Origin of the sequence: Curtobacterium sp. MCPF17_001 (genome assembly GCF_003234615.1) — a bacterium.
In the GTDB taxonomy this organism is placed as follows: Bacteria; Actinomycetota; Actinomycetes; order Actinomycetales; family Microbacteriaceae; genus Curtobacterium.
On sequence record NZ_QKSL01000009.1, the window covers coordinates 50,102 to 65,633 of the forward strand.

The 15,532-nt window shown below is 72.8% G+C and carries 13 protein-coding genes; 5 read left to right on the forward strand and 8 right to left on the reverse strand.

From position 1 onward, the window contains the following. Positions 1-30: 30 nt before the first annotated feature. The 3 genes from DEJ24_RS09970 (at position 31) to DEJ24_RS09980 (ending at position 1,998) form a co-directional block, all read left to right on the forward strand. Positions 31-480, forward strand: coding sequence for a MarR family winged helix-turn-helix transcriptional regulator (locus tag DEJ24_RS09970; protein WP_181436575.1), 450 nt, complete (start codon positions 31-33; stop codon positions 478-480). Positions 481-578: 98 nt separating this feature from the next. After that, positions 579-1,001: an organic hydroperoxide resistance protein gene (locus DEJ24_RS09975; protein ID WP_111078499.1), complete on the forward strand. Its 423-nt coding sequence runs from the start codon at positions 579-581 to the stop codon at positions 999-1,001. Positions 1,002-1,023: 22 nt separating this feature from the next. Then, complete coding sequence (locus tag DEJ24_RS09980) at positions 1,024-1,998, forward strand: zinc-binding dehydrogenase (RefSeq protein WP_111078583.1); 975 nt, start codon at positions 1,024-1,026, stop codon at positions 1,996-1,998. Positions 1,999-2,073: 75 nt separating this feature from the next. Here DEJ24_RS09980 and DEJ24_RS09985 read toward each other — a convergent pair whose 3' ends face one another. After that, a complete protein-coding gene (locus DEJ24_RS09985) occupies positions 2,074-3,534 on the reverse strand; it encodes a sugar porter family MFS transporter (protein WP_111078500.1) in 1,461 nt (486 codons plus the stop codon). Positions 3,535-3,815: 281 nt separating this feature from the next. Between DEJ24_RS09985 and DEJ24_RS09990 the strand changes: the two genes are divergently transcribed. Continuing rightward, positions 3,816-4,754 carry a LysM domain-containing protein gene (locus tag DEJ24_RS09990; RefSeq protein WP_111078501.1) on the forward strand — a complete coding sequence of 313 codons (939 nt, stop codon included), beginning with the start codon at positions 3,816-3,818 and terminating at the stop codon, positions 4,752-4,754. 12 nt (positions 4,755-4,766) lie between these two features. On the opposite strand, the gene DEJ24_RS17105 is transcribed toward DEJ24_RS09990, so the two are convergent. The 6 genes from DEJ24_RS17105 to DEJ24_RS10020 all read right to left on the reverse strand — a co-directional run bounded on the left by DEJ24_RS17105 (position 4,767) and on the right by DEJ24_RS10020 (position 12,814). After that, the gene (locus DEJ24_RS17105) at positions 4,767-5,381 is read right to left on the reverse strand and encodes a hypothetical protein (protein ID WP_146245969.1); all 615 of its coding nucleotides are present in this window, start codon (positions 5,379-5,381) and stop codon (positions 4,767-4,769) included. 185 nt (positions 5,382-5,566) lie between these two features. Next, positions 5,567-6,466, reverse strand: a complete 900-nt coding sequence (locus DEJ24_RS10000; RefSeq protein ID WP_111078503.1) for an NmrA family NAD(P)-binding protein — start codon at positions 6,464-6,466, stop codon at positions 5,567-5,569. A 72-nt stretch (positions 6,467-6,538) separates the two neighbouring features. Then, positions 6,539-7,903, reverse strand: coding sequence for a hypothetical protein (locus DEJ24_RS10005; protein ID WP_220036709.1), 1,365 nt, complete (start codon positions 7,901-7,903; stop codon positions 6,539-6,541). A gap of 134 nt (positions 7,904-8,037) precedes the next feature. Further along, positions 8,038-9,003: an NAD(P)-dependent oxidoreductase gene (locus tag DEJ24_RS10010; RefSeq protein ID WP_111078504.1), complete on the reverse strand. Its 966-nt coding sequence runs from the start codon at positions 9,001-9,003 to the stop codon at positions 8,038-8,040. After that, positions 9,000-11,744 carry an alpha/beta fold hydrolase gene (locus DEJ24_RS10015; RefSeq protein WP_258374781.1) on the reverse strand — a complete coding sequence of 915 codons (2,745 nt, stop codon included), beginning with the start codon at positions 11,742-11,744 and terminating at the stop codon, positions 9,000-9,002. The genes DEJ24_RS10010 and DEJ24_RS10015 overlap by 4 nt, the downstream gene beginning before the upstream one ends. After that, positions 11,741-12,814, reverse strand: a complete 1,074-nt coding sequence (locus DEJ24_RS10020) for a 3-oxoacyl-ACP synthase III (RefSeq protein ID WP_110904227.1) — start codon at positions 12,812-12,814, stop codon at positions 11,741-11,743. Before DEJ24_RS10020 ends, DEJ24_RS10015 begins: the two co-directional genes overlap by 4 nt. 139 nt (positions 12,815-12,953) lie before the next feature. Here DEJ24_RS10020 and DEJ24_RS10025 point away from each other — a divergent pair, with 139 nt between their 5' ends. Continuing rightward, positions 12,954-13,610, forward strand: a complete 657-nt coding sequence (locus DEJ24_RS10025; RefSeq protein WP_111078505.1) for a class I SAM-dependent methyltransferase — start codon at positions 12,954-12,956, stop codon at positions 13,608-13,610. A 72-nt stretch (positions 13,611-13,682) separates the two neighbouring features. Here DEJ24_RS10025 and pgi read toward each other — a convergent pair whose 3' ends face one another. Continuing rightward, positions 13,683-15,404, reverse strand: coding sequence for a glucose-6-phosphate isomerase (gene pgi, locus DEJ24_RS10030; RefSeq protein WP_111078506.1), 1,722 nt, complete (start codon positions 15,402-15,404; stop codon positions 13,683-13,685). Positions 15,405-15,532 lie beyond the last annotated feature (128 nt).

Consider the following 15,532-nt stretch of genomic DNA (forward strand, 5'->3'; position numbering starts at 1 on the left):
CACAATCCGATGGCGTGCAACAGTGGAGTCATGCCCGTGACCGACGAGATGGTGTGCTTCTCCCTCTACGCAGCGACCCGGGCGACGACCCAGGCGTACCGCACGCTGCTCGAGCCGTGGGGCCTCACCTACCCGCAGTACCTGGTCCTCGTGACCCTGTGGGTCGAGGGTGACCAGACGGTCTCGAGCCTGGGCGACCACCTGCAGCTCGACTCCGGCACGCTCTCCCCGCTCCTCAAGCGGATGGAGCAGGCCGACCTGGTCCGCCGCGAACGCCGCAGCACCGACGAGCGAGTCGTGACCGTCACGCCCGGGGAGCGCGGGCTCGCCCTGCGCACCGAACTCGCCCACGTACCGGCGCGCATCGCCGCTGGCACCGGCCTCGCCGACGAGCAGTCGGCCACCGAACTCATCGCGACCCTGCACCGCCTCACCGAGACGATGCACCGAGCGGCGGCCGCTCCCCTCACTTCGGGCTGAGCGACACCGCTCGCCCCGAGCGGCCCGAGTCCTGTCGCCCAGCGCGAAACCGGGCACCGCACCCAGACCACAAGACCCCACGAAGGAAGGAACCCCACATGGACGTCCTCTACACCGCAGAAGCCCTGTCCACCGGCGAAGGCCGGAACGGCAAGGTCCAGATCACCAACAGCACGCTCGAGCTGGACATGGCCATCCCCAAGGAGATGGGCGGCTCCGGCGCCGGCGCCAACCCCGAGCAGCTCTTCGCCGCCGGGTACGCCGCGTGCTTCCACTCCGCGCTGCAGGGTGTCGCCCGTGCGCAGAAGGTCAAGGTCGCGGACTCCTCCGTCGGCGGTCGCGTCCAGATCGGCCCGAACGGCCAGGGCGGCTTCCAGCTCGCCGTCATGCTCGAGGTCGTCATCCCCGGCATGGACCACGACCAGGCCCAGGCCCTCGCGGACGCCGCCCACCAGGTGTGCCCGTACTCGAACGCGACGCGCGGCAACATCGACGTCACGATCACCGTCTCGGAGGACTGAAGCGATGGCAGACCAGACCACGATGCGCGCCGTCGTCCACCCGGAGTTCGGCGAGCCCGCCGACGTCCTGACCGTCGAGCAGCGCCCCGTCCCCACCCCGGGCGTCGGCCAGGTCCTGGTCCGGACCGTGCTCTCCCCGATCCACAACCACGACCTGTGGACGATCCGCGGCACCTACGGCTTCAAGCCCGACCTGCCCGCCCAGTCCGGCACCGAGGCGCTCGGCGTCGTCGAGTCCCTGGGCGAGGGCGTCACGAACCTGACCGTCGGCCAGCGCGTCGCCGGTGGCACGTTCGGCGTCTGGGCCGAGTACTACGTCGCCGACGCGGCCGGGCTCATCCCGGTGCCGGACGCGATGCCCGACGAGTCCGCCGCCCAGCTCGTCTCGATGCCGTTCAGCGCGATCAGCCTGCTGCACTCGCTCGACCTGCACGAGGGTGACTGGCTCATCCAGAACGCGGCGAACGGTGCCGTCGGCCGCATGGTCGCGCAGCTCGGTGCCGCGCGCGGCATCAACGTCATCGGCCTGGTGCGTCGCGCCGCCGGTGTCGACGAGCTCCGCGAGCAGGGCATCGAGCGCATCGTCGCCACCGACGCGGACGACTGGCGCGACCAGGTGACCGCCATCACCGGCGGTGCCCCGATCCTCGCCGGCGTCGAGTCCGTCGGCGGACCGGCAGCGGGCGACATCGCCTCGGTCCTCGGCGACGAGGCCACCCTCGTCGTCTTCGGCGCGATGGCCTCCCCCACGCTCGAGATCCCGTCCGGCAAGGTCATCTTCGGCCAGCTCACCGTGAAGGGCTTCTGGGGCAGCGTCGTCAGCCGCACGATGCCGTCCGACACGAAGCAGCAGCTGTTCGGCGAACTCATCACACGCGTGCTCGACGGGTCGCTGACACTGCCCGTGTCCGAGACCTTCGCGTTCGAGGACGCCCGTGACGCCGCCCGCGCGAGCGACACCGCGGGCCGGGTCGGCAAGGTGCTCCTGCGCCCGTAGGACGCGACCACGCGACGGACGGGAGGCCCGGTACCAGCTGGTACCGGGCCTCCCGTCCGTCGTGAGGTCGCGACGTCAGTGCGTGCGGCGACCGACCTTGTCGACGGTGAAGATGTTGCCGGTCGTGACGCCTTCTTCGACCTCTTCGAGGGTGCGACCGCGGCTCTCCGGCACGAACTTCCAGATGAACAGCAGCGCCAGCAGACCGACGATGCCGAAGCCGAAGAACGTGCCGGTGATTCCGGTCGCGGCGACGATCGACGGGAAGTACAGCCCCAGGAAGGCGTTCGCGATCCACAGGCAGAACACCGAGATGCCCATGCCGAGCGCGCGGATCTGCGTCGGGAAGATCTCGGACAGCACGACCCAGACGGCGATGTTGAGGAACGTCTGCATCGAGCCGACGAACGCGACGACGAGGAACAGGATCACCCAGGGGCGGGCGGGGTTGCCGTCGGGCAGGGCGACGGAGGCGATGCCGATGAGGAAGTGGCAGACCGTGGTCAGCGAGAACCCGATGATCAGCGTCGTGCGGCGGTTGATCCGCTCCATGTTCATGATCGCGATGACGCCACCGATCACGGCGATGACCCCGGGTGCGATGTTGGCGATGAGGGCCGCGGAGGCCTGGAAGCCCGACTCGATGAGGACGGTCTGGCCGTAGTACATGATCGAGTTGATGCCGGTGAGCTGCTGCGCGACACCGAGGCCGGCACCGATGAGCACGATCCGGATCAGCCACTTGTTGCCGAGCAGGGTGTGCCAGCCGCTCTGACGCTGGACCTGCGCCTCGATCTCGTTGCTCCGCTTGATGTCCTCGATCTCGGCCTCGGCCCGCTCGTCGGAGCGGATCTGCCGCAGGACGTCGAGCGCCTCGTCGTTGCGGCCCTTCGACGCCAGCCAGCGCGGCGACTCCGGGACCCGGAGCATGCCGACGAACAGGGCGATGGCGGGCAGGGCGCACACGGCCAGCATGATCCGCCAGACACCGTTGCCCTCTCCCCAGAGGCTGCCGATGAGCGCGTTCACCAGGAAGGCGGCGAGCTGCCCGATCACGATCATGAGTTCGTTCCGGCCGGACAGCGACCCACGGATCTCGTACGGGGCCAGTTCGGCGAGGAACACCGGGACGACCGTCGACGCGCCGCCGACCGCCAGGCCGAGGAGCACGCGGCCGACCACGATGACGCCGAACGTCGGAGCGAACACACATGCGAGCGTCCCGACGAAGAACGTCACCGCGAGCACCAGGATCGTCTTCCGGCGACCCCAGCCGTCGGCGATGCGTCCGCCGAGCATGGCGCCGATGGCCGCACCGAACAGCAGGGAGCTCGTCACGACGCCCTCGGTGAAGTTCGTCAGACCGAGCTCCTGCTTCATCGGGAGCAGGGCGCCGTTGATCACGCCGGTGTCGTAGCCGAAGAGCAGCCCGCCGAAGGTGGCGACCAGCGCCAGCAGTCCGAGGCGGCGGCGGTGCGGGCCGGTGCCGACCGGGGGCAGGGCGACAGTCGGTGCTGCCGGTTTGATGTCGACCATGTCGGTGACTCCTTCGTCCGTGATCGCGCGTCGTCGCGTGGAAGTGATCGTGACCCAGAAACTTTGTCCTGTCAACCGGACAACCTGTCGATTCGCGACTTGGACCGGTCCACGAAAGCCCTGGTCAGCGTCGGAGCGGTCCATCGCGCGTTCGGAGAGCGTCTCCGCTCGCGAGGTGGACCGTCTCTGATCTTCCCATCCCGCTGGTGACGTCGCCGCCGGTAGGCTCTCCGGGTCAGAAGACGACGATCCATCACGCAGGGGACGAGCGCAGGGGGACCATGCACCACGGGGACGGACTCCAGGGGAACAGCCGCAGACTGACGGCAGCACTCGTGCTCGCCGTCGTGGTCACGACCGCCACGGCCGGCTGCTCGCTGCTCCGCGGCCCGGACGAGTTCCCCGCGCCGCAGCGCAGCTCCGCCAGCGCCGCTCCCCGCACACCCCAGGCCGACCCGAGCGCGAGTGCCGAGGCCCGCCGCATCTCCGAGTCCGCCTCTCCGCGAACGCCGACGGCCGTCCCGACCGAGGCCGCCGCGCCGGACCCGACCGTCTCGCCGATCCCGGTCGGCAGTGTCCTCAGCGAGGCCGACGTCGTCTCACCGAAGGGGAGCGTCCGGTTCCACTACCGCGTCGTCGTCGGCGCGGACGGCACCCCCACCGCACAGTGGACCGGTTTCGCCTCGACCCTGCCGGTCCCCGTCGCGACCACGTTCCTCGAGACGCCGCCCTCGGTCGGCGACGGGATCACCTGGCACGGCGTCGGCGACACCACCCTCGGCGGCGGCCCCGGCGCAGCGGCAGCACCCGCCTCGACGGCGCTCGACCCCGGCCGCGCAGACCCTTCCTGGCTCGGCACGATCGTCGTCTACTCGGCGGCGGCCTCGGCCAGCCCGGACCTGCCCGTCGAGATCGGGCCCGGCAAGGTGCTCGCCGTGCAGCCCGTCCGGTGGTCGGTACCGTCCCGCACCACGAACGTGCACCCGGTCGACGGCGGAGCCCGGCCGAACGCCACCGGCAAGTCGAGCAGCGAGGGCTCGACCGACGGCGCCCCGACCGCCTACCGGATCGCGTCGGAGGACCTCATCGGCGCCGTGGCGAACCGCTTCGGACTCTCGGTGAAGGACCTGGTCTGGCTGAACCCGGACGTCACGGTCTACGGCGACCAGCAGTACCTCTACGAGGACACCGTGCTCAACCTGGACCCGTTCCGGCGCTAAGCAGAGCGGACGTCAGCGTCCGGTCGTGTCGTCTCGCCCGGCCGACCCGTCTCGCCCGGCTGACCCGTCGCGCCCGGACGTGTCGTCTCGCCCGGCCGACCCGTCGCGCCCGGCCGACCCGTCGTGCCCGACCGGCCCGTCGTGCCCGACCGGTCCGGCGTCGAGGACGTCGCCGAGGGCCGACATGCCGGCGCCGTGGTCCGTGTAGCGGCGGACCGTCCGTCGCGCGGCAGCGCGTGCCGCACCGGTCAGCCGTTCGTTGCGTCGCGCGGCGTCGGCGACCCGGCCGGCGTGCCCCGCGGTGGAGAGCAGCACGTTCGCGAAGGCCCGGGCGTCCCCCTGCTCCGGGATGCCGGTCACCGTCCACGCACTCCGGACCTGTGCGTCCGGCGTGACACCGCGACGGGTGCCCATCCGGCGCCAGTCCGAGAGCGCGCCCTCCGTGCGGTCGGCGGCGCGCCCGGACTCCGCGGCGCGCTCAGCGTCCGCGGACCGACGACGCTCGGGTGCCGGCGCAGCCGAGGCCGCCTCGGCGCGGTCACGCGCGGCGGTGTCGTCCCCGCCCGCGGCGGCGATGCGGGCGGCGTGGGCCGCTGCTGCGGCCGCGAGGATCTCGGAACGGTCCATGCGTCGACGGTACCCCGGACGACCGACGTGGTGCGGGCCTCCCGGCCGTGCGACGCCCCGCCGGACAGGAGACGCCGCCACGAGACGCCGCCACGACGTCGAGACGCCGCCGTTCCCAGCGGCGTCTTGACGACACGGCGGCGTCTCGACAGCCCGGCGGCGTCTCGACGACCCGGACCTCGCGGTCAGACCCCGAGGTGCGCCGCCAGCACGTCCCGCACCGACGTGTAGTCGTGGGGGCCGTAGCGGTCGTTGCGGACGTGGCGCAGCTCGGCTTCGCCGCTGAACATGCTCACGAAGTACTGCATCCCCTGCCAGGCAGGGAAGGTCTCGTCCTCAGTCGACGACAGTCGCCGTCCGGTGCGGGCCATCGCGGACAGGAGGCCCGTGGTCCCGGCCCACTGCAGCCGGAACGTCCGTCCGGTGAGCCGGGACAGCGTGTCCGCAAGTTCCCGGGAGGTCACCCGGTCCCCCGCCACCTCGACGACCCGCGGGGCGTCGGTGTCGAGCGCCACCCGCGCGGTGACCCACGCGACGTCGTCCTTCGTCGTGAAGTCGAGCACCTGGTCCGGCGAGGACCAGAACAGCACGCGCTGCCGGTCGAACAGCACCAGCGGCGCCTGCCCCGTGAGCATGTCGGCGAAGGCACCGTTGAGCACCGACGTCGCACGGATCGACGCGGCGTCGACGTCGGCGGTGAACTCACGGCGGAGCTCGAAGTTGCGGTTGGTGCCCGGGGTGACCGAGCGGTAGTCGGCCGCGTAGTCGGACGGCACGAACCGCTGCACGCCGGCGTCGACCGCGGCTGCGAGCAGGGCGCGCTGGGCGTCGACGATGACCGAGCGGGTGCCGCTGACGGCCGAGACCACGACCTCGACGCCCTCGAGCGCCCGGAGCAGTGCGGCCCGGTCGGTGTAGTCGGCGACGACGACCTCGACCCGGTCCTGGTCGGCGAACTGCTCGGCCGCGCGGTTCGATCCCCCGCGGGTCAGGACCCGCACGTGCGTGTCGAGGAGCAGGAGTTCGCGGACGATGCGCGAACCGAGGTCGCCGGTCGCACCGGCGACGAGCACAGAGGTGGTCATGTCGACAACGCTACGGGTGACCATCGCCGACCGCTCAGGTCCTGCCACCCGGACGCCCGGCGGGCAGCGCGGTCACCACCCGGTGTCGAGCGTGTGCTGCACCAGGAGCGCGGCCAGCACCTGGACCGCCAGACCGACACGACGCCAGCGGGCGGGCAGCAGGGCGGTGCCGACGAGGACCCAGGGCGCGAAGGGCAACCAGATGCGCTCGACCTCGGCCTTGCTCATCCCGGACGCGTCGGCGAGGAACACCATCGCGATCCCCGCGAGCGACAGCAGGACGGGCACGACGACCGGTCTCGGCAGGCGGAACCAGGCCCGGATGCCGCCCGCGGCTCCCCGCAGCGTCCGGGCGGTCACCGCGACGGTCTGCGCCACGGCCGCACCGGCCAGGGGTCCGGCACTGAAGCCGAACGCGCCCAGGTTGCCCCAGGCCCAGTACGTGATCGGCCGGTTGTGCGCCACACCGGCGTAGTAGCGCACGCGGAGGACCGGGTACGCCTGCCACCACGCGAAGCCCCAGACGGCGAAGCCCCCGACCACGACGACCGCCCCGCCGACCGCCCAGACGAACGGCCGCCAGTTGCGCGCGGCGAGCAGCACCGCGACGGCGAGGACCCCGAGCAACGGCAGGCCGTAGGACATCATCACGGCGTACCCGAACAGCAGGCCGGCGCCGATCCCCCACGCCGCGGTCGCGGTCCGGGTCCTGCTGGACGCCGCCACGGCCAGCAGGCACGCAGCCCATGCCCCGACGGCGGCGAACACCGCGTCGGCGGACACCGCCGACCACACCGCCGCGGGCCCGAGCACCAGGAAGGGTGCTGCCCGACGGGCCGCCGATCCCGCTCCGAGCCGACGGAGGGTGAGCAGCACGGCGACCGGCGTCGTCGCCGCGACGAGCAGCGTGACCCACCCGGCAGCGAGACCCGTGGTGACACCGAGCCGGACGAGGACCACGTAGAACAGGAGTGCGCCCGGCGGGTGTCCGGCGATGTGGACCGGCCACTTGCCCGGGCCGTCCACGATCCGCGGGATGTAGCCGTCGAGCGTCTCGGCGAACGGGCGACCGGCGACGTCGCGAGCCGTGTCCATGTACTCGTATCCGGTGTCCAGGATGCGCCCGACCCCGTCGGTCCCGTCCACCAGCGCCAGGGCGGCGAACCAGGCCACGGTGACGGCGTACCCGATGAGCAGCAGCCACGGCCAGCGCAGTCGCGCCGTCAGTCGGGGCGCGGCGACGACCGCCAGCAGCGCCAGCAGCACGGCCGGGATGGTCCCGGGTCCGACGCGCGGCTCCCACGAGGCGTGCAGCGGCGGGAAGTACCGGACGTGCACGTCCCAGCCGGTCAGACCGGGGACGAGCACCGCGGCAGACATCAGGACGAGTGCGACGGCGAGGCCGATGGTCGCGGGCAGGCTCCGGAGGTCGCGCACCCCGGGAACAGTACCCGTGTCACACCACCGGGGCGCGTGCGTGCACCGTTCCCGGTCGGGAGGCCCGTGGCGGCGCCACCACGGGCCTCCCGACCGGGACGGGCCGGCACCACGGCGCACCCGCCCCATCGCGGTCAGTGTGCGGCGGCGGCCAGCGCGCGGAGTCCCTCGTCGATCGAAACCGACGGCGACCACCGCAGGTCCGACCGGGTGCGGCGCTGGTCGAACCAGTGCGCCGTCGAGAGCTGTTCGGCGAGGAACCGGGTCATCGGCGGCTCGTCGGTGCCGGGACGGACGCGCCACACGGCCTCCACGGCGGACCCGGCGATCCGGGCGAGCGCGGCCGGCACGTGCCGGCGGGGCGCGGGGACGCCGGAGGCCGTGCAGATCCCCGCCAGGAGCTCACCGACCGGACGGGGTTCCCCGTTCGTCACGACGTACGCCTGGCCGTGCACGTCCTCGGCGCGGTGCAGCGCGGCGACCATCGCGGTCGCGGCGTTGTCGACGTAGCAGGTGTCGATCAGGGCGGCGCCGGAGTCCAGCACCGGCAGGCGCCCGCTGCGGGCCCGGTCGACGATCCGGCCGACGAGCTGTTCGTCGCCCGGCCCCCACACCAGGTGCGGGCGGACGGCGACGACCGCGAAGCCGGGGGCGTCGGCGTCCAGTGCCAGGCGCTCGGCGGCGGCCTTCGTGCGGGCGTAGTCGCCACGGGCGGTCTCGGGGGCGGCGGGGGTGGCGTCGTCACCGGCGATCGACGTCCCGGTGTGCGCGACGGAGGGCGACGAGACGAACACGAAGCGTGTGGCTCCGGCCTCGCGTGCGGCGGCGAGCAGGACACGCGTCCCGTCGACGTTGATCCGCGCGAAGTCGGCGGGGTCCCCGGCGAGCGACACCTTGGCGGCGAGGTGCACGACCGCCTCGACCCCCGCGACGGCGGAACGGACCGCGGCCGCATCGGTCATCGTGCCGAGCGAGTCGGTGACGCCCTCGACACGGGAGGGCCGGCGCTGGAACGTCCGGACCTCTTGCCCGGCGTCCCGGACGGCGGCGGCGACCGCACGACCGAGGAAGCCGCTCGCACCGGTGACCAGGACCTTCACGGGCGGGTCATCCGTCCCCCGGAGAGCACCGTCGCCGCCCAGCGGGACAGTCGGGCCCGGTCGACCTTCGAGTTGTGCCGGATGTCCGTCGGCAGCACCGGGACGACGAGGACCGCCGCGACCGGCACCCCGGCCGCAGCACGGACGCGCTCGGCGAGTGCGGGGTCCGCGAGGCCGGGACGACGAGCGGCGGGGACGGTCTCGATGACGGCGACCACCTGCTGCGTGCCGGCCGGGCCGATGCCGGCGATGCCGACACGGCCGATGCCGTCCACCCGCTCGATGCGCTGTTCCGGGCCGACCGGCGTGACGACGCCGTCCGCGGTGGTGACGACGTGCTGCATGCGGCCCTCGACCCAGAGCTGGCCGGACGCGTCGAGGTGCCCGACGTCGCCCGTCCGGTGGCCGCGCGGGTCGTCGACGCCGAGACGCGAGGCGCGGTCGGCTCGCCAGAGGCGGTCGTAGTGGTCGCGCACGTGCGGGGCGACGACGACGATCTCGCCGGTGACGTCCGGTGTCTCGGTGAGTGCTCCGGTCGCGCGGCCGTCGGCGTCGAGCGGGGCGATCCGCACCCGCACCGACGCAGCTGGTCGGCCGACGCAGATGCCGACTGCCGACGTCCCGTCGTCGCCGGACCCGGCGGCGCGGACCCCGTCCAGGTCGACGTCCGTCATCAGCAGCCCCTCGGTCATGCCGTAGGGGGTGTGCGCACTGGCGTTCGGCATCAGCTCGGTCGCCGCGGTGAGCAGCGCCGCCGACACCGGGGCACCCGCGGACAGGAACAGCCGCACGCGGCCGAGTGCCCGCCGGTCGTCGTCGCTGAGGGCGGACGCCGTCGCGACGACGTTCGCCAGGGCCGCCGGGGAGAGGAACACCACGGTGGCGTCCGCTGCGACCACCGCGTCGGCGACCGCTCGTGCGGTCAGCGTCCTGGGCGCGGTGACGTCCATGTCGGGTGCGACCGAGCGGGCGCCGAGGGCGGGGCCGAGGAGTGCGAACGGTGCGAAGCCCGCCACCAGGCCGGTGCCGACGCCGACGCCGTACTGGCCGGCGAGGGCGTCCCGCACCGCGCCGAGCTGGCCGTGCGTGTAGACGACGCCCTTCGCCGGTCCGGTCGACCCGGAGGTGAAGAGGACCGCTGCCGGAGCGTCGGAGGCGGGTGCGGGCGGCAGTGCGGCTCCGGCAGCGAGCCGTGCGGCCCCGCGGCGGGCCACGGCGGCCAGGGTGTGCTCGACCCGCAGGGCCCGGCGTGCCGGTGCGGGGAGCGCCACGGTCGCGATCCGACGCCCGGGCCAACCGAGGGCCCGTGCGGCTGCGAGTCCGGGCAGGGCGCCGATGATCCAGTCCGGACGGGCACCGCGGACGGCGCGGGTCAGCCCGCCGAGGCCGAGCCCCGCGTCCGCGACGACGACGACCGCGCCGATCCGGACGCAGGCGTACAGGGCGGCGGTCAGGTCCGCGCCGGGCGTGACCAGGAGCGACACCCGGTCGCCGGGTCGGACGCCGAGGTCGACGAGCCCGGCGGCGACCTCGTCGATGCGTCGGGCGAGCAGCCGCCAGCTGATCGTCCGCGTGCCGCCGGGTGCGGCCATGTCCACCAGGGCGGGCTCGTCGCTGTCGCGGAGTCCGGTCAGGTGCGTCCAGAGCGGGCGGTGCGCGTGCTCTGCCCGGTCGGCGCTGGCGTCGGCCGTGCTGGCGACGTCGTCTGCCGGGAGGCCCGGTGCGGCAAAGGTGGGCAGGACACCGTCTGGCAGGTGGTCACCGAGCCAGTCGAAGACCGTCCCGGCGACGTCGGCGTCGTCCGGCAGCAGGTGTCCGGCGCCCTCGAACCGGTGCACGTCGGCCTGCGGCAGCCGTGCGGCGAGGTCGTCGAGGTAGCGCTCGAGGAACACCGGGTCGCGCGGGCCCCAGAGGAGCAGGGCGGGGACGTCCAGCGCCGCGACGCCCGCCGCGATCCGGTCGAGCTCGCGAGCGCTCGGGTGGGTGGCGTCGACGGGGATGTCCGCGACGAAGCCGCCGACGGCGCCCCGCCGTGCTGCACCGCGGTACGGCGCACGGTAGGCATCGGCGGTCGCTCGGTCGAGCCGCGGGTGCGCGATCGCCAGGGTGGTCTCGATGAACGCCGGCGTGACGACGGTTGCCCGGCCGAGCAGCTCGGGACGGAGCGCCAGGCGGAGCGGCGCCGGGATCGGCGCGTCCTCCGGCTGGTGTACGGCGGTGTTGCAGGTCGTCACCGCGACGACGAGGTCCGGGTGGTCCACGGCCCAGCCGAGGGAGACGACGCCGCCCCAGTCGTGGCCGAGCGTGACGACGGGACCCGCGAGCCCGAGTTCGTCGGTCAGGGCGCCGAGTTCGGCGACCCGGTCCGCCAGGCGGTGGTCGACGCCCGTGCGCTCCGAGAAGCCCATGCCGAGCTGGTCGACGGCGACGACGCGCCAGACCGGACCGCCGGCAGCGGCGACCTCGAGGGACCGCGCGACGACCGAGCGCCACAGGTAGGACCAGGTCGGGTTGCCGTGCACGCAGAGCAGCGTGCCGACGGGCTCGACGCCGAGCTCCGCCAGGGACGCGGCCGTGTCGAGGAGGTGCCAGGTCCGCGCGGGGCGAGCCGGGCCTCCCGAGCGGTCGGGAGTCGCGGGGACCGTGACCAGGCGGGACCAGGCCGGGTCGAGTCCGGGCAGGGGCGGCGGGAGCGTCGCCGGAGCCGTGGTCGCGGCGACGCGGGGCAACCGCGGTGTCACCAGCGCAGTTCCATCATCGCCGTGTTGATGCCGGAGCCGACGCCGCCGAGGAACACGCGGTCTCCGGGGCGGATGGAGCCACGGGTGACCTCGTCCGCGAGGGTGATCGGGATCGACGCCGGGCCGACGTTGCCGAAGCGCTCGTAGGTGGTCGGGACCTTGTCACGCTCGACACCGATGGCCTGGACGAAGGCGTTCGTGTGCACGTCCGAGACCTGGTGCAGGACGTAGCGGTCCATGTCGGCCCAGTCGAAGTGGGCACGGGCCTCGTTCCAGGCGGCGACGACGAGCTCCATGCCGCCCTTGAGCAGCATCTTCGCGTCCGTGAACATGCCGTCGACGCTGCCGACGCACAGGTCGTACCACTGGGTGGCCGCGCGCGTGACTCCGCCGACGATGCGGTGGCCGGCCGGGTGCAGGTCCGCCGGGCCGAGCACGGCGGCAGCAGCGCCGGAGCCGAGCGTCAGGCTGGCGAACTCGCTCATGAAGTCCTTGCGGTTCCGACCGCCCTGGTTCAGGCGGTCGATCGTGTTCAGCTGCACCTGGTCGGCGTCCTCGCCGTCCACGATGAGCGCGTACTTGATCTGACCGGAGTCGATCATGCCGGCGGCGACGCTCATCGCGTTGACGAAGCCGAGGCAGGCGTTCGCGATGTCGAAGTTGATCGCCGACGTCGGCAGGCCGAGGCCGTGGTGCAGCCGTACGGCCACCGAGGGCTCGAGGTGCGGACGGGTCACCGACGTGTTGATGAGCAGGCCGACGTCCTCCGGCTGGATGCCCGCGGCGGCCATCGCCCGACGTCCGGCGTCGATCGCGGCGGTCTGGAAGGACTGGTCCTCGCCCCAGTTGCGGCGCTCCCGCACCCCGGCGACGCGTTCGAGCAGCCCCATCGGCAGGCGGAGCCGGCGGAGCACACCGCGGAGCTTCTCCTCGATGTCCGCGGACGTGGTCACGCGCTCGGCGACGGTGGTCTCCACGGCGAGGATCGCGGCGTTCTGGAAACGGACGGTCGCGTTGCCGGGTCGTTCCGTCTCGGCGCTCGGGGTGTCCTGCTGAGGCCGCTCGGTCATGATCGTCACTTGCACATACTTCCGTATCGATGCTGGGTCTCCGTTGCGACTGCGCCGGACGGACCCCGGGAACGTCGTCGCCGTTGCCGATCCGGCAATCGTACTGGCCGTCCCCGAGCGCCGGTGCGAAGCTGCGCGGATGACCGCACAACCCGCTCCCGGCGCGGATGCCGAGGCCTTCTGGACCGCCCGCTACGGTGACGCCCCGATCTGGTCCGGGGCGCCGAACGCCTCGCTCGTCGACACGGTGGCCCCGCTCGCCCCCACTCGCTCGGATCATCCGCTCCGCGCGCTCGACCTCGGGAGCGGTGAGGGTGGCGACGCACTGTGGCTGGCGGCGCAGGGGTGGCACGTCACCGCCGTCGACATCGCCTCCAACGCCCTCGCGCGCGGCCGGACCGAGGCCGAGCGCGTCGGACTGGGCGACCGGGTGACCTGGGTGCAGGCCGACCTGGCCACCTGGGACACCGACGACCGGTTCGACCTCGTCGCGGCGTCGTTCCTGCACTCGTCGGTGTCGTTCCCGCGGACAGCGGTGCTCCGACGGGCGACGCGGCTCGTGGCGCCGGGCGGCCGCCTGGTCGTCGTCGGGCACGCCGGGTCGCCGTCGTGGGCGTCGCACGGGGAGCACGCGCACGCCGAGCCCCTGGTCGGGCCGGCGGAACAGGTCAAGCAGCTCGCACTGGACGACCGGTGGACCGTCGAGGTCGCCGAGCTCCACACGCGGCACATCGCCGCGCCGGACGGCAGTCCGGCGACGCTCGAGGACTCGGTGGTGCTGGTGCGGCGGGACTGACAGCCCGGCTCCACACCGCACGAGAGGCCCCGTCGCCGGAGCGACGGGGCCTCTCGTGTCAGGTGCGTCGGATCAGCCGCGCAGCTCGAGGTACTTGGCGATGAGCGCCTTCGTCGAGGAGTCCTGCGCGTCCAGGGCGTCCTGGTCACCGTCGACCGCCGGGGCGACCTGCAGCGCCAGCTGCTTGCCGAGCTCGACACCCCACTGGTCGAACGAGTCGATGCCCCAGATGGTGCCCTCGGTGAACACGATGTGCTCGTAGAGGGCGATCAGCTGGCCGAGGACGCTCGGGGTGAGCTCCGGCGCCAGGATGGACGTCGACGGCTTGTTGCCGGTGAAGGTGCGGGCCGCGACGATCATCTCGTCGGTGGTGCCCTCGGCACGGACCTCGTCGGCGGTCTTGCCGAACGCCAGCGCCTTCGACTGCGCGAAGAAGTTCGCCAGGAACAGGGAGTGGACGTCCTGGCCGGGCTGTACGGCCTTGCCGTCGCCGGACAGGTCCTGCAGGGCGTGGGCGGGCTTGGCGACCGTGATGAAGTCGGCCGGGATCAGCCGGGTGCCCTGGTGGATGAGCTGGTAGAACGCGTGCTGGCCGTTCGTGCCGGGCTCGCCCCAGAAGACCTCTCCGGTGTCGGTGACGACGTCCGAGCCGTCCCAGCGGACGCGCTTGCCGTTCGACTCCATCGTGAGCTGCTGCAGGTAGGCCGGGAAGCGGTGCAGGTACTGCGTGTACGGCAGCACCGCGTGGCTCTGGGCGCCGAGGAAGTTCGTGTACCAGACGTTGAGCAGGCCCATCAGGACGGGGACGTTCTGCTCGAGCGGGGCGGTGCGCATGTGCTCGTCGATGGCGTGGAAACCGGCGAGGAACTGCTCCCAGTTCTCCTTGCCGATCGCGATGACGACGCTGGTGCCGATCGCGGAGTCGACCGAGTAGCGGCCGCCGACCCAGTCCCAGAAGCCGAAGGCGTTCTCCGGGTCGATGCCGAACGCGGCGACCTTGTCGAGCGCGGTGGACACGGCGACGAAGTGCTTCGCGACGGCGTCCTTCTTCTCGTCGTCGCCGGCGTCGGACAGGCCGAGCTCCGACCAGAGCCACTGGCGCGCGAGACGGGCGTTCGTGAGGGTCTCGAGGGTGCCGAAGGTCTTCGACGCGACGATGAAGAGCGTGGTTTCGGGGTCGAGGCCCGCGGTCTTCTCGTGGATGTCGGCGGGGTCGATGTTCGAGACGAAGCGCACCTCGAGCCCCTGCTGCACGTACGGCTTGAGGGCTTCGTAGACCATGACGGGGCCGAGGTCGGACCCGCCGATGCCGATGTTGACGACGGTCTCGATGCGCTTGCCGGTGACGCCCGTCCAGGCGCCGGAACGGACCTGCTCGGCGAAGCCGTAGACCTTGTCGAGCGTGGCGTGCACGTCGGCGTCGACGTCCTGGCCGTCGACGGTCAGGGGTGCGGCGGGGACCAGGCCCTCGGTCGCCTTCGGTCGGCGGAGCGCGGTGTGCAGCACGGCGCGGTCCTCGGTCACGTTGATGCGCTCACCGGAGATCATCGCCTGGTAGCGCTCGGCGACGCCGGTGTCCTCGGCGACCTGCAGCAGTGCCTGCAGGACCTCTTCGGTCACCAGGCCCTTCGACAGGTCGACCGTCAGGTCCGCGGCCTGGAAGGTGTACTTCTCGGCACGACCGGGGTCGGCGTCGAACCACCCCCGGAGGTCCGGGGAGAAGCCGGCGGCGATGCCGTCGAGCTGCTTCCATCCTGCGGTCGATGTGGGGTCGACGGGTGCGGAATCGGTCACTTCGGTCCTCCTGGACGCCAGAGCTGGACGGCCCGCAGACCTGGCGCAGCATCGCGTCGCGGGCCGCGTCCGAGCGTAGTGCCGTTCCGTTGACCTCGCGCACAGGACCGCGTCACCGGTGGAGGACG

Bases quoted from the DNA above. Each gene is read 5' to 3' on its own strand.
- DEJ24_RS09985 (WP_111078500.1), bottom strand. From the start codon at position 3,534: ATGGTCGACATCAAACCGGCAGCACCGACTGTCGCCCTGCCCCCGGTC.
- DEJ24_RS09970 (WP_181436575.1), top strand. From the start codon at position 31: ATGCCCGTGACCGACGAGATGGTGTGCTTCTCCCTCTACGCAGCGACC.
- DEJ24_RS09990 (WP_111078501.1), top strand. From the start codon at position 3,816: ATGCACCACGGGGACGGACTCCAGGGGAACAGCCGCAGACTGACGGCA.
- DEJ24_RS17105 (WP_146245969.1), bottom strand. From the start codon at position 5,381: ATGGACCGTTCCGAGATCCTCGCGGCCGCAGCAGCGGCCCACGCCGCC.
- DEJ24_RS10020 (WP_110904227.1), bottom strand. From the start codon at position 12,814: ATGACCGAGCGGCCTCAGCAGGACACCCCGAGCGCCGAGACGGAACGA.
- DEJ24_RS10025 (WP_111078505.1), top strand. From the start codon at position 12,954: ATGACCGCACAACCCGCTCCCGGCGCGGATGCCGAGGCCTTCTGGACC.
- DEJ24_RS09975 (WP_111078499.1), top strand. From the start codon at position 579: ATGGACGTCCTCTACACCGCAGAAGCCCTGTCCACCGGCGAAGGCCGG.
- DEJ24_RS10000 (WP_111078503.1), bottom strand. From the start codon at position 6,466: ATGACCACCTCTGTGCTCGTCGCCGGTGCGACCGGCGACCTCGGTTCG.
- DEJ24_RS09980 (WP_111078583.1), top strand. From the start codon at position 1,024: ATGCGCGCCGTCGTCCACCCGGAGTTCGGCGAGCCCGCCGACGTCCTG.